Raw genomic sequence first — 13112 nt, forward strand, 5'->3', positions numbered from 1 at the left:
ACCCGCCAAGCCGGTGCCGTCCGGCAGATTCGCACCTCGGCAGGCTCGACCATGCAGCATCTCGTCTGCACGGAGACCCTCGATGGGCCTGACCAGCTTCCTCGGCCGCTCGGCGATGCCGTTCTTCAGCAAGGCCCTGCCCGCGATGGGCGACACCGAACGCGCCGCGCTCGAGGCCGGCACCGTGGGTTTCGAGGGCCAGCTGTTCGCGGGCCGCCCCGATTTCGACGCGCTCCTCGCGATCCCGCCGAACCGGCTGACGCCCGCCGAGCATGCCTTCCTCGACGGCCCGGTGCGCGACCTGATCGGCATGCTCGACGACTTCTCGATCGACACCGAAGGCGACCTGCCCGCCGCGGTGTGGCAGCACCTGCGCCGGCACCGCTTCTTCGGGATGATCATCCCGACCGAGCACGGCGGGCTCGGCTTCAGCCACCATGCGCATGCCACCGTCGTGGCGCGCATCGCGAGTGTCAACGTCGCGGCCGCCGTCACGGTGATGGTGCCGAACTCGCTCGGCCCGGCCGAGTTGCTGCTGCACTACGGCACCGAGGCGCAGAAGAGCCACTACCTCGAACGCCTGGCCGATGGCCGCGACCTGCCCTGCTTCGGGCTGACCTCGCCGTATGCCGGCTCCGACGCCGCCTCCATCCCCGACCGCGGCGTGCTGACCGAGCGGGTGATCGACGGCCGTCGCGTGCGCGGCTTCAGCGTCACCTTCGACAAGCGCTACATCACGCTCGCGCCGGTCGCGACGGTGGTCGGCCTGGCCTTCCAGGCGATCGATCCGACACGGCCCGAGGGCGAGCAGGAACTCGGCATCACCTGCGCGCTGTTGCCGGTGCCGACGCCGGGCATGGAGATCGGCCGCCGCCACCGGCCGATGGACTCGGCCTTCATGAACGGCCCGGTGCGCGGCGAGAACGTGTTCGTGCCGATGGACTGGGTGATCGGCGGCGAGCAGCAGGTCGGCCAAGGCTGGCGGATGCTGATGGAATGCCTGGCGGCCGGCCGCGCGATCTCGCTGCCGGCGATGGGTGCCGCGATGCAGCAGACCGCGCTGTTCGTGATGAGCGGCTACGGGCAGATCCGCGAACAGTTCGGCCTGCCGATCGCGAAGTTCCATGCCATCGCCGCGCTGCTCGCCCGCACCGCCGCCGACCTGTACGCCACCGACGCCGCGCGCCGCTACACCGCCGCTGCACTCGATGCCGGCCAGCGGCCCAGCGTCGCGAGCGCGATCCTGAAGGTGCATCTGACAGAAGCCGGCCGTCGCGCGGTGGTGCACGGCATGGACGTGCTCGGCGGCAAGGGCATCATCTCCGGCCCGAGCAACCTGCTGGGAGCCGCCTACCGCCAGGCGCCGATCGCGATCACGGTGGAAGGCGCCAACATCCTGACGCGCTCGCTGATCATCTTCGGCCAGGGCGCCGTGCGTTGCCATCCGCATGTGCTCGACGAGATGGCCGCGGTGCAGGCCGACGATGCCGAGGCGCTGGGCACCGCGCTGCTGGCGCACGGCCGGCATGTGCTGCGCAACCTGTGGGCGAGCCTGACGAGCGCCCCGCTGCGCGGCCGCGTGCCGAAGGGCCTGCAGAAGGAAGCGCGGCTGATCGCCCGCGTGTCGGCCAAGTACGCGTTGACCGCCGACCTGGCGATGGGCCTGCTCGGTGGCAAGCTGAAGCGCATGGAGCTGCTGTCGGCGCGGCTCGGCGACGTGCTGTCGAACCTGTACCTCGCGTCGGCCAGCGTCTGGCGCTACGAGCAGGAGGCCGATCCGGCGCTGCTGCCGATCGCGCGCGCCGCCATCCGCGTGCAGCTCGACCAGGCCGCCGCCACGCTGCGCGACCTGTACGCCAACCTGCCGTCGGCCCCGCTGCGCGCGCTCGCGCCGCTGCTGCTGAGCGGCACGCGGCACCTGGCGCCGTTGCGCGACCGCGACCTGGTGGCGCTGGCCGAATCGCTGCGCGACGAGCCGGCGGTGCTGGCACGGCTGTGCATCGACGTCGGCACGCCGCGGTCCGGCGGCCTGCGCGACCTGAAGGACGCGCTCGACCAGGCGCGCGCCCTCGGCGACGAGGCCGGCCAGCTGAACCAGGCGCTGCGCCACAACCATTCGCTGGAAGATGTGGCCAGCCATTCGCGCAACCCCGGCGCGGCACTCGCGTACCTGCGCGCGGCCGCGAAGGTGATCCGCGTCGACGATTTTCCCGGACCGGCCAAGCCGGCACCGACCACTCCCCGGGTGTCATCACCCTCACCCACCGCCGTCGCGGTGCCCGACCCTCTGGAGGTGCCATGAGCCAGACCATCCACCACGACATCCCGAATGCCGTCGCGAGCCCGATCCGCAGCGATGGCGTGCTGCCACCGGAGAACAAGATCTTCATGGCCTTCCAGGAGGCGGACGACCTGCAGGGCGCGCTGAATGCGCTGCTCGATGCAGGTTTCCAGGAAAGCGAGCTGCTGGTGTTCTCGCCGCAGCAGATGCAGCGCCAGATGCAGACAAACATCGACCACGCCGGGGCGCTGGCGTCGATCGGGCAGGACCTGAACCTGCTGAAGACGCACCTCGCGCTCGCCGAGCAGGGGCACGGCTACGTGGTCGTGCTGTGGCCGAAGAGCGACCACGAAGAGCTGATCACGCAGGTGGCGATCGAACACAACGCCGCGCGGGCGCAGAAGTTCGGGCGGCTGATCATCGAGGAGCTGATCGAGCCGCAACCGGGCCGGCAGCAGCATTTCGAGTCGCCCGACCGCGGGCTGGACCGCGAGACGCACCGCTGATCAGCGGGTGGCCGATCACGGCACGGCCGGCTCACAACACGGCGTAGCGCCCCGGCTTGTGGTTGACCGCGATGAACAGGTTCATCACGACGGCCGCGAGCACCGACCAGGCGACGCGCGCCGGGTCGACCACCGTCAGCGCCAGCAGCACGACGCTGCAGTCGACGACCATCTGCACCTTGCCCGCCCGCCAGCCGCGGGACTGCTGCAGGTACAGCGACACGATGGTGGCGCCACCCAGGCTGGCCCGGTGGCGCGCGAGGAAGAGGCACCCCGAGCCGAGCAGCAGCCCGCCCAGCACCGCGGCGTAGGCCGGGTGCAGCCGCTCGATCGCGAACAGCTGTGGCGACCATTCGGTCATCAGCGACAGCAGCGTGATCGCGACGAAGGTCTTCAGCGTGAACTCGCGGCCCATGCGGCGCCACGCGAACCAGTAGAACGGCAGGTTGATCGCGAAGAACAGCTTGCCCAGGCCGATGCCGGTCGCGTAGTGCAGCACGAAGGCGACGCCGGCCGTGCCGCCGGTCAGCAGCCCGACCTGCGCGAACAGGATCAGCGCCAGCGAGACGAACAGCGTGCCGGTGAAGATGGCCTGCGCGTCTTCGAAGGGCGTGTGGCGCTGGACCGGCGGCAGTGGCAGCGGGGCTTCGGCGGGGGCACTGGGGAGGCTCATGGCCCGGGATATTGCACGAAGCGTGCCGCCCGCGCGAAGCCTGGAGAGCTTCAGTGCCCGCCGCTGTCGCCCGAGCGGCCGGCCTCGAACAGGAACCAGGTGCGGCGCTCGCTCTCGTCGATCCACACCTCGATCAGGCTGGCGGTCGCGATGTCCTGGTGCTCATCGCAGACGCCGTGGGCCTGGCGCAGTTCGGCGACCAGCGTCTTGTTGTCTTCGCGCAGCTCGGCCAGCATGTCCGACGGCTCGACGTACTCGGCGTCGTTGTCGAGGATGCGCTGCGAGCGCGCGATGTGCCCGATCGAGCGCAGCGTGGTGCCGCCCACCTTGCGCACGCGCTCGGCGATCGGATCGGTCATCGCGTAGAGCTGGTCGGCCTGCTCGTCGAGCATCACGTGGTAGTCGCGGAAGTGCGGGCCGCTCATGTGCCAGTGGAAGTTCTTGGTCTTCAGGTACAGCGCGAACACGTCGGCCAGGATGCCGTTCATCGCGGCGGCGATGTCGCGGGTGGCGCCGGCCTTCAGGTCGGTCGGCGTGACCAGCGGCGCGCGCTGGCGTTCCTTGGCGCTGCGCGCCGGGGTCGGGGCTTTCTTCTTCATCGGGATTCCTCCGGGGAGTGGGGCTTGCAGCATAGCCTCGGGCGGCGGGATCCGCCTCCTCCGGGAGGGGCAGGCATGCCATCTTCGATCCCGCTGTCGGCTCGTCAGGGTTCGCAGCACTGCAAGAGGAGACCCGAATGAACCCCATCGTGAAGTGCGATCGCTCTGATGGAGTCACTGACCCTCAGCCATGGGCTGCAGATGGGCGATGCGCTGATTGCTGCAACGGCGCTGGAACATGGGCAACCCGTGCTGGCCGGCAACGTCAAACACTTCGCTGCCGCTCCGCATCTGCTCATCGAAGGCTTCGCGATCTGAGCATCCACGCACCGTCGATCCACGAGATGCCGGACAAGCCAACGAAAAAAAGGGACGCCTCGCGGCGTCCCTTCGGTCTGGCAGTGAACGGAAAACCGATCAGCGCACGACGGCGATCTGCTCGCGCTTTTCACCCTTGTAGGTGAAGAGCGTCAGCGCGCCGTTCTTGACGTCGCCCTTCTCGTCGAACGAGATCGTGCCCGTCACGCCCTTGTAGCCGTCGGTCTTGGCCAGCACCGGCAGGTACTTGGCCGGGTCGGCGGAGCCGGCCTTGACCATCGCGGCGACCATCACGTTGACGGCGTCGTAGACGTACGGCGAATAGATCTGCACTTCGGTGTTGAACTTCTTCTTGTAGTCTTCACGGAACTTCTCCATGCCGACCTTCTGCGTGCCTTCGACACCACCGGCTTCGGCGCAGACGACCTGGCCGTCGGCCATCGCGCCGGCAGCCAGCTTCGGCAGTTCGCCCGAGCAGATGCCGTCGCCGCCCATGAACTTGGCAGTGATGCCCAGTTGCTTCATCTGGCGGATCATCGGGCCGGCCACGGCGTCCATGCCGCCGTAGAACACCACGTCGGGGTTCTTCGACTTGATCTGGGTCAGGATGGCGGTGAAGTCGGTCGCCTTGTCGGTCGTGAACTGGTGCGACTGGACTGCACCGCCCGCGCCCTTGACGCCCTTTTCGAACTCGTCGGCAACGCCCTGGCCGTAGGCCGTGCGGTCGTCGATGACGGCGATCGACTTGCCCTTCAGTTCCTTGACGGCATAGCGGCCCAGCGTGCCACCCAGGTGCACGTCGTCAGCCACCACGCGGAACGTGGTCTTGTAGCCGTTGCGGGTGAACTTGGGGTTGGTGGCCGACGGGCTGATCTGCGGAATGCCGGCGTCGCTGTAGATCTTGGAGGCCGGGATCGACGTGCCCGAGTTCAGGTGGCCGATCACGCCGTTGACCTTGGAGTCGACCAGCTTCTGGGCGACGGCCGTGCCTTGCTTCGGATCGCCGGCATCGTCTTCAGCCTGCAGCTCGAGCTTGACCTTCTTGCCGCCGATCGTCACGCCCTTGGCGTTCAGTTCGTCAATGGCCATGCGCGCACCGTTTTCGTTGTCCTTGCCGAGGTGGGCGATGCCGCCGCTCGTCGGGGCGACGTGGCCGATCTTCACGACTTCCTGGGCGGACACCGCACCGGCGAACAGGGTCACGGCGGCGGCGACCAGGACATTGAATTTGTATTGCATGCAAAAACCTCCGGGGGTTGGAAAAGACTTGAATAACGAGTGAGGAGTCAGCCTCAGCGGGCGCAACGTTACCCCAAAAAAAACCGCCTCCATTGCGGGAATCCTCGGGGCTCGTCGCGCGATGTCCTCAGGGGAACAGGGGTTGGGCTCGCTGCGGCATGGCCACTCAACGAGCAAGAACCGGGCCGCGTTGATAGGGTTTCCAACTAGCCGCGTGGCTGGGAACGCATCAACGGCCGCGATGGCGATGCAGCTCTTGCGCGACCGCGCGGGTGACGACCTCGCGCAGCGTCGTCGCGAGTTCGTTGCGGGTGTCGCGGATCAGCGAATCGGCGATGCGCGCGAGCGCCGGCGTCAGCAATTCGCGCAGCTTGTATTCGAAGACGAGGTCGAGCTGGCGCTGCACGTCGGCCAGCACCCGTTGCACGACGGCTTCTTCGCTCAGCGGCGGAGCCACCGGCGCGGCGACCGGGGCAGCGGCACGGGGGGCCGGCGGCGGCGGTGACGGAGACAGGGGCGACAAGGCAGACGGCGCGGTGGCCGCGAAGGCCGGTGGCGCGATCGGCGCCGGCGCGACAGGCGCGCGCGGCGGTGGCGCGACAGGCGAGCGCGGCGGCGGTGGCGGCTCGACCACCTCGGCCACCGGCGGCGGTGCGCTGCGCGCGCTCGGCACCACCTCGGTCAGCACCGGCAGGCGATGCGACTGCTGGCGCGGTGTGGTGCTCATTCGCCCTCCTGCGCCACGTCGTGCCGCACGATCGGGTAGCCGCGGTCGGCATAGTGCTTCCAGCGCACCCGGCCCGACGGGCGGTCGTCGCCGTCGCGCGACACCAGCTCGATCACGCGGGCGAAGCTCTCGAAGCCGTCGGCGGTCTCTTCGCCGAGGTTCAGCAGCACGTCGTGGTGCGGCGCATCGGCCAGCCGCTCGACCAGCCACACCGGCGTCGGCGCGAGCCGCGGCGCGATCGGCTGGCCGGCCCGTGCATGCACATGGGGCACGAAATCGGTGGGCTCGAACACCCACAGCTGCTTGTCGAGGCGCCCGAGCACCGGTGCGGGGCCCGCGACCACCACGCGTGCACCGCGGCGAGTCGCCTTGCGCAGCAATCTGCACGCGTACGACAGCCGGTCCGGCACGTTGAAGTGGAAGCTGACCTCTGTCATCGCGTGGTCGCAGTTACTTGGCCCGACCTACTTGGCCTGCGAGAGCACGAACTGCGTCAGCAGCGGCACCGGCCGCCCGGTCGCGCCCTTGGCCGCGCCCGACTTCCAGGCGGTGCCGGCGATGTCGAGGTGGGCCCAGCGGTACTTGGCGGTGAAGCGGCGCAGGAACATCGCCGCGGTGATCGCACCCCCGGCGCGCGGGCCGACATTGCCCATGTCGGCGAAGTTGCTCTTCAGCGCCTCGTCGTACTCTTCGTCGAGCGGCATGCGCCAGGCCGGGTCGAGCGCGCTCTGGCCGGCGGCCAGCAGGTCGGCGGCCAGCGCGTCGTCGGCGGTGAACAGGCCCGAGTTGTGGTGGCCCAGCGCGATCACGCAGGCGCCGGTCAGCGTCGCGATGTCGACCACGACCGCCGGCTTGAAGCGCTCGGCATAGGTCAGCGCATCGCACAGGATCAGCCGGCCTTCGGCATCGGTGTTCAGGATCTCGATCGTCTGGCCCGACATGCTGGTGACGACGTCGCCCGGCTTCACCGCGCGGCCGCTCGGCATGTTCTCGCACGACGGGATGATGCCGATCAGGTTCAGCTTCGGCTTCAGTTCGGCCACCGCGCGCAGCGTGCCGAGCACGCTCGCCGCGCCGCCCATGTCGTACTTCATCTCGTCCATCTCGGCGGCCGGCTTGATCGAGATGCCGCCGGTGTCGAAGGTGATGCCCTTGCCGACCAGCACGATCGGCGCCTGCGTCTTGGCCGCGCCTTCGTAGCGCGCGACGATGAAGCGCAGCGGCTCGTCGGAGCCCTGGGCGACCGCGAGGAACGAGCCCATGCCGAGCTTCTCGACCGCCTTGCGGTCCAGCACCTCGACCTTCAGGCCGTGGTCCTTCGCGAGCTTCTTCGCCTGCTCGGCCAGGAAAGTGGGCGTGCAGTGGTTGCCGGGGCGGTTGGCACATTCGCGCGCCAGTTCCACGCCGGCACCGATCGCCTCGCCGACCGCCAAGCCCGACTGCACGGCCTTCGCCTGCGCCTTGTCGCACACCAGCGTGAGCTTGGCGATGGCCGAGGCGGCCGGTGCGCTGGGCTTGGTGTGGCGGTAGAGGTAGGTGGCGTCGCCGGCCGCGGCGACCAGCGCCTGCGCATGCGCCGCGCCCAGTTCGCCGGCCGAGGCCAGCGCGACGGCCACGTGCTTCGCGCCGCCGCCCTTCAGCTGTGCCAGCCCGTTGGCGACTGCTGCCTTGAAGGCCTTCGCGGTGCCGGAGGCGGCCGCGGCGACCACCACGCGCGGCGCCTTGACGCCGGCCACGCGGTGCAGGTACAGCGCCCGCCCGGCCTTCAGCGCGAAGTCGCCCTGGGCGATCGCCTCGTTGATCGGGGCCGCGAGCTTCGCGTCGAGCGCCGCATCGACCGCGTTGCCGCCGGCTGACGCATCGACCACGATCAGCAGTGCGTCGGCCTGCAGGGTTGCGAGGGCGCCGGAAGAAGAAACCTGATGTCTGAAGTCCATAATGCGAGCCAGTCCAGAATCCAACGATGTTATTCGATTCCTCCCTGCGGCGAGACCTCGCCCGCACATTCGGCGCCACGCTGGTCGTGATCCTCACCATCGTGCTGACGATGATGCTGATCCGCACGCTGGGCCAGGCTGCGCTGGGCCGCATCGCCCCGCAGGACGTGGTGCTGCTGCTCGGCTACGTGGCGCTGGCCCAGTTGCCGACCATGCTGAGCCTGTCGCTGTTCATCGCCACCGTCTCGACGCTGACCCGCATGTACCGCGACAGCGAGATGGCGATCTGGTTCGCCAGCGGCGTCGGGTTGTCGCGCTTCGTGCGGCCGGTGCTGCGCGTCAGCTGGCCGGTGCTGCTGGTGGTGGCGCTGCTCGCGCTCTTCGTGTGGCCGTGGATGAACGCACGCAGCGCCGAGCTGCGCGAGCGCTTCGAGCGTCGCTCCGACCTGTCGCGCGTCGCGCCGGGCCAGTTCCAGTCGTCGCGCGACGGCCACCGCACCTTCTTCATCGAGCGCGACAGCGAAGACGGCCGCACCGGCCGCAACGTCTTCATCCTGACCGCACAGGGCGACAAGGAGTCGGTCACCTCGGCGCGCAGCGGCCACATCGAGAACACCGACGACGACCGCTTCCTGGTGCTCGACAGCGGCCAGCAGAACGAGCAGAACCTGCGCAGCGGCGACAAGACGCTGGCGCGCTTCGAGACCTACAAGGTGCAGGCCGGCGACCGCGTGCTGAGCAGCGCGACCGCACCGCCACCGAAGGCGCGCCCCACCATCGACCTGATGAGCGAGCCGACGCCGGCCGCGCAGGGCGAGCTCACCTGGCGGCTCGGCCTGACGCTCGGCGCGGCCAACCTGCTGCTGCTCGCGATCGGGCTGTCGGCCACGCAGCCGCGGCGCGCCAGCAACTGGAACCTGCTGTTCGCGCTGCTGAGCTTCGTCGTCTACTACAACCTGATCAACCTGTCGCAGGCCTGGGTGGCCGGTGGCAAGGCCGGCATGGGCTCGATCCTGGTCACGATGCACGGCGGCGTGCTGCTGGCGGCGATCGCGCTGATCTGGTGGCGCGACAACGGCACGCACTGGAGCCTGCGCCGGCGCACCGCCGACGGCAACGGAAATGGCCAAGGCGGCCTGAAGCAGCGCATGCAGGAGGCCTGCAAGAAATGAGGACGGTCCGCCGATTGCTCTACGCCGACATCGTCTCGTCGGTGGCCTTCGTCGCGGTGGCCTTCCTGTCGCTGTTCTTCTTCATCGACTTCGTCGACGAGCTGGGCGGCATCACCAAGACCTACACCGCGCTGCATGCCGCGGTGTACTCGCTGCTCGAGCTGCCGGGCCACCTGTACGAGCTGTCGCCGATCGCGGTGCTGATCGGCACCATCTACGCGCTGTCGCGGCTCGCGCAGTCGTCCGAGTTCACCGTGCTGCGCACCGGCGGGCTGGGCCCGGGCCGCGCGCTGTTCCTGCTGACCGGGCTGGGCATGGCCTTCGGCGTGCTGACCTTCGTCGTCGGCGACTACCTCGCGCCGCTCAGCGAGCGCGGCGCCGCGCAGCTACAGGCGCGCTACAAGGGCGGCTTCAGCCTGGGCATCACCGGTGCGTGGCTGAAGGACCACCGCGTGACGCCCGAGGGCGAGCGCTCTTACGCGGTCAACGTCGGCAGTGCGGCGGCCGGCGGCGAGCTGCTGAACATCCGCATCTTCGAGTCCGACGGCAACGGCCGGCTGCTGCGCCGCATCAGCGCGGCCCGCGGGCGCGTCGGCAGCGACGACAACTGGTCGCTGCAGGACGTGAACCTCACCGACTGGCGCGATGCCGCCGCCGGCGGGCTGGTGAACGCGCAGCAGATGCCGCTCTACACCTGGGCGAGCACGCTGCCGGCCAACGTGGTGGCGGCCGCGGTGCTGCCCGAGGGCTCGATGTCGACGCTGGAGCTGTTCCGCTACATCACCCACCTGTCCGACAACGAGCAGACGGCGCAGCGCCACGAGATCCAGTTCTGGAAGCGCGCGCTGTACCCGCTCGCCTGCCTGGTGATGGTGGCGCTCGCGCTGCCGTTCGCCTACCTGCACGCCCGCGCCGGCGGCGTCAGCCTGAAGGTGTTCGGCGGGATCATGCTGGGCATCAGCTTCGTGCTGCTGAACAACGTCGCGGCGCACCTGGGCTTGCTGCAGAACTGGACGCCGTGGATCGTCGCGGCCACGCCGAGCGCGATCTACCTGATGCTGTCCCTCGCGGCGTTCAGCTGGCTCGTGCGCTACCGATGAGCCGCGGCCTGCTGCTGTTCGCCCACGGTGCGCGCGACCCCAACTGGGCCGCACCGTTCGACGATGTCGCCGCGCGCGTGCGCCTCGCCCATCCCGGCGTGCCGGTCGCCCTCGCCTTCCTCGAATTCATGGCGCCCGACCTGCGCACCGCCGGCCGGCAACTCGCCATGCAAGGCTGCACCCACGTCGACGTGCTGCCGCTCTTCCTCGGCGCCGGCGGCCACGTGCGCAAGGACCTGCCCGAGCTGCTGGCCGAACTCGCAGCGGCGCACCCAACCGTCCGCTGGCAACTGCACCCCGCCATCGGCGAACTCGACACGGTGATCGCCGCGATGGCCGACGCCGCCGGCCAGCTGCTCGCCGCGTCCACAGACACGAAGTGAAATAATCCGCGCAGTCCACAGATTGCAACGGAATATGAACCTGCACCAATTCCGGTTCGTCCAGGAGGCCGTGCGCCGCAACCTGAACCTGACCGAGACCGCCAAGGCGCTGTTCACCTCGCAGCCCGGCATCTCCAAGGCCATCCTCGAGCTCGAGGACGAACTCGGCGTCGACATCTTCGCGCGCCACGGCAAGCGGCTGCGCCGCGTCACCGAGCCGGGCGTCGAGGTGCTGAAGGCCATCGAGGTGATCATGCGCGAGGTCGGCAACCTGAAGCGCATCGGCGAAGAGTTCTCGAAGCAGGACGCCGGCACGCTGTCGATCGCCACCACGCACACGCAGGCCCGCTATTTCCTGCCCGAGCCGGTATCCCAGCTGCGCAAGCGCTTCCCGAAGGTCAACATCAGCCTGCACCAGGGCGCGCCGGCCCAGGTGGCGCAGATGGTGATCGAGGAGGTGGCCGACATCGGCATCGCGACCGAGGCGCTGGCCGAACACGACGAGCTGGTCAGCCTGCCCTGCTACGAATGGCAGCACGCGGTGGTGATGCCGGCCGGCCACCCGCTCGCGCAGCTCGAACGCATCTCGCTCGAGGACCTGGCGCAGCAGCCGCTGGTGTCGTACCACCCGTCGTTCAGCGGCCGCACGCGCGTCGACCAGGCCTTCGCGGCACGCCGGCTGAAGCCGAACATCGTGCTGGAGGCGATCGATGCCGACGTCATCAAGACCTATGTGCGGCTGGGCATGGGCATCGGCGTGCTGGCCGAGATCGCGGTGCGCGACGACCCGCCGAACGGCGACCTCGTCTCGCGCCCGGTCGGCCACCTGTTCGGCACCAACGTCACCCGCGTCGCGTTCAAGCGCGGGGCCTATCTGAGAAACTTCGTCTACGCGTTCGCCGAGATGCTGTCCGACCGCCTGAACCGCGGGTTGATCGCACGGGCGATGAGCGGCGATGCGGCCGACACAGGCCACGACTACCAGCTCTGACTCCACCGAGTTGATCACCATGCGAACCCCCACCATCGAGAGCCGCCTGCCGCAGGTCGGCACGACCATCTTCACCGTGATGTCGGCGCTGGCGCAGCAGCACGGCGCCGTCAACCTCGGCCAGGGCTTCCCCGATTTCGACGGCGATCCGCGGCTGCTCGACGCCGTGACCGGCGCGATGAAGCGCGGCCTGAACCAGTACCCGCCGATGACCGGCGTGCCGGCGCTGCGCGAGGCGGTGGCCGCGAAGATCGCCACCTTGTACGGCCACGCCTACGACCCCGGCACCGAGATCACGATCACCGCCGGCGCGACGCAGGCCATCATCACCGCGGTGCTGGCCATCGTGCACCCGGGCGACGAGGTGATCGTGCTCGACCCCTGCTACGACAGCTACGAGCCGAACATCGTGCTGGCCGGCGGCACCGCGGTGCATGTGCCACTCACCCCACGCACCTTCCGGCCCGATTTCGAGCGCATCCGCGCCGCGCTGTCGCCGCGCACCCGCGCGATCATCATCAACACGCCGCACAACCCGAGCGCCACCGTCTGGACCGAGGCCGAGATGCAGCAGCTCGCCGCGTTGCTGCGCCCGACCGACGTCTTCGTGATCGCCGACGAGGTCTACGAGCACATGGTGTTCGACGGCCAGCGGCACGAGAGCGTCGCGCGCCACCCCGAGCTGGCGGCACGCAGCTTCATCGTCTCGAGCTTCGGCAAGACCTACCACGTGACCGGCTGGAAGGTCGGCTACGTCGCGGCGCCCGCGCCGCTGACGGCCGAGTTCCGCAAGGTGCACCAGTTCAACGTCTTCACCGTCAACACGCCGGTGCAGCACGGGCTGGCCGAGTACATGGCCGACCCGGCGCCCTACCTCGAGCTGCCGGCCTTCTACCAGCGCAAGCGCGACCTGTTCCGCGCCGGGCTGGCCGCCACGCGGCTGAAGCTGCTGCCGAGCGCGGGCAGCTATTTCCAGAGCGTCGACTACTCGGCCGTCAGCGATCTCAGCGAGGAAGGCTTCTGCCGCTGGCTGACGAGCGAGATCGGCGTCGCGGCGATCCCGGTGTCGGTGTTCTATGCCGGCGGCTTCGAGCAGAAGCTCGCGCGCTTCTGCTTCGCGAAGAAGGACGAGACGCTGCAGCGCGCGCTGGAGCGGCTGGCGAAGCTATAGCCCTTCCCGTTCGCC

Annotated in this window: 14 protein-coding genes; 8 read left to right on the plus strand and 6 right to left on the minus strand. The window is 69.3% G+C overall.

The window, feature by feature from the left end; genetic code table 11:
* The first annotated feature begins 82 nt into the window (after nt 1-82).
* Both BUE42_RS25400 and BUE42_RS25405 read left to right on the plus strand, forming a co-directional pair.
* Nucleotides 83-2302 (plus strand): acyl-CoA dehydrogenase, encoded by a 2220-nt coding sequence (locus tag BUE42_RS25400; RefSeq protein ID WP_073468083.1) that lies wholly within the window; start codon nt 83-85, stop codon nt 2300-2302.
* Nucleotides 2299-2787 carry a hypothetical protein gene (locus tag BUE42_RS25405; protein ID WP_073468084.1) on the plus strand — a complete coding sequence of 163 codons (489 nt, stop codon included), beginning with the start codon at nt 2299-2301 and terminating at the stop codon, nt 2785-2787. Before BUE42_RS25400 ends, BUE42_RS25405 begins: the two co-directional genes overlap by 4 nt.
* 31 nt (nt 2788-2818) lie before the next feature.
* Here the strand turns inward: BUE42_RS25405 and BUE42_RS25410 are convergent, their stop codons facing one another.
* Both BUE42_RS25410 and BUE42_RS25415 read right to left on the minus strand, forming a co-directional pair.
* Nucleotides 2819-3460 (minus strand): YitT family protein, encoded by a 642-nt coding sequence (locus tag BUE42_RS25410; protein ID WP_073468085.1) that lies wholly within the window; start codon nt 3458-3460, stop codon nt 2819-2821.
* A 50-nt stretch (nt 3461-3510) separates the two neighbouring features.
* The gene (locus tag BUE42_RS25415; RefSeq protein WP_073468086.1) at nt 3511-4059 is read right to left on the minus strand and encodes a Dps family protein; all 549 of its coding nucleotides are present in this window, start codon (nt 4057-4059) and stop codon (nt 3511-3513) included.
* Nucleotides 4060-4227: 168 nt separating this feature from the next.
* Here BUE42_RS25415 and BUE42_RS32615 point away from each other — a divergent pair, with 168 nt between their 5' ends.
* Complete coding sequence (locus BUE42_RS32615) at nt 4228-4377, plus strand: PIN domain-containing protein (protein WP_143171754.1); 150 nt, start codon at nt 4228-4230, stop codon at nt 4375-4377.
* Nucleotides 4378-4476: 99 nt separating this feature from the next.
* Here BUE42_RS32615 and BUE42_RS25420 read toward each other — a convergent pair whose 3' ends face one another.
* The 4 genes from BUE42_RS25420 to BUE42_RS25435 form a co-directional block, all read right to left on the minus strand.
* On the minus strand, nt 4477-5616 hold the full coding sequence (locus BUE42_RS25420) for a branched-chain amino acid ABC transporter substrate-binding protein (RefSeq protein WP_073468087.1): 1140 nt from the start codon (nt 5614-5616) through the stop codon (nt 4477-4479).
* Between the two features lie 229 nt (nt 5617-5845).
* Complete coding sequence (locus BUE42_RS25425; RefSeq protein ID WP_073468088.1) at nt 5846-6343, minus strand: hypothetical protein; 498 nt, start codon at nt 6341-6343, stop codon at nt 5846-5848.
* Nucleotides 6340-6780, minus strand: coding sequence for a DNA polymerase III subunit chi (locus tag BUE42_RS25430; protein ID WP_073468089.1), 441 nt, complete (start codon nt 6778-6780; stop codon nt 6340-6342). The genes BUE42_RS25425 and BUE42_RS25430 overlap by 4 nt, the downstream gene beginning before the upstream one ends.
* A gap of 27 nt (nt 6781-6807) precedes the next feature.
* The gene (locus BUE42_RS25435; protein WP_073468090.1) at nt 6808-8280 is read right to left on the minus strand and encodes a leucyl aminopeptidase; all 1473 of its coding nucleotides are present in this window, start codon (nt 8278-8280) and stop codon (nt 6808-6810) included.
* 26 nt (nt 8281-8306) lie between these two features.
* On the opposite strand from BUE42_RS25435, the gene lptF reads away from it, so the two are divergent.
* From lptF to BUE42_RS25460, 5 genes are read left to right on the plus strand one after another with little or no spacing between them, the layout of a single operon-like run.
* Nucleotides 8307-9452, plus strand: coding sequence for an LPS export ABC transporter permease LptF (gene lptF / locus BUE42_RS25440; protein WP_073468091.1), 1146 nt, complete (start codon nt 8307-8309; stop codon nt 9450-9452).
* Nucleotides 9449-10552, plus strand: coding sequence for an LPS export ABC transporter permease LptG (gene lptG / locus BUE42_RS25445; protein WP_073468092.1), 1104 nt, complete (start codon nt 9449-9451; stop codon nt 10550-10552). Before lptF ends, lptG begins: the two co-directional genes overlap by 4 nt.
* On the plus strand, nt 10549-10935 hold the full coding sequence (locus BUE42_RS25450) for a sirohydrochlorin chelatase (RefSeq protein WP_073468093.1): 387 nt from the start codon (nt 10549-10551) through the stop codon (nt 10933-10935). Before lptG ends, BUE42_RS25450 begins: the two co-directional genes overlap by 4 nt.
* A 34-nt stretch (nt 10936-10969) precedes the next feature.
* The gene (locus BUE42_RS25455) at nt 10970-11926 is read left to right on the plus strand and encodes a CysB family HTH-type transcriptional regulator (protein WP_073468094.1); all 957 of its coding nucleotides are present in this window, start codon (nt 10970-10972) and stop codon (nt 11924-11926) included.
* A 19-nt stretch (nt 11927-11945) separates the two neighbouring features.
* Nucleotides 11946-13097, plus strand: a complete 1152-nt coding sequence (locus tag BUE42_RS25460; RefSeq protein WP_073468095.1) for a pyridoxal phosphate-dependent aminotransferase — start codon at nt 11946-11948, stop codon at nt 13095-13097.
* The last annotated feature ends 15 nt before the right edge of the window (nt 13098-13112 follow it).

It is taken from the genome of Rhizobacter sp. OV335, from assembly GCF_900142965.1.
GTDB lineage: Bacteria > Pseudomonadota > Gammaproteobacteria > Burkholderiales > Burkholderiaceae_C > Rhizobacter.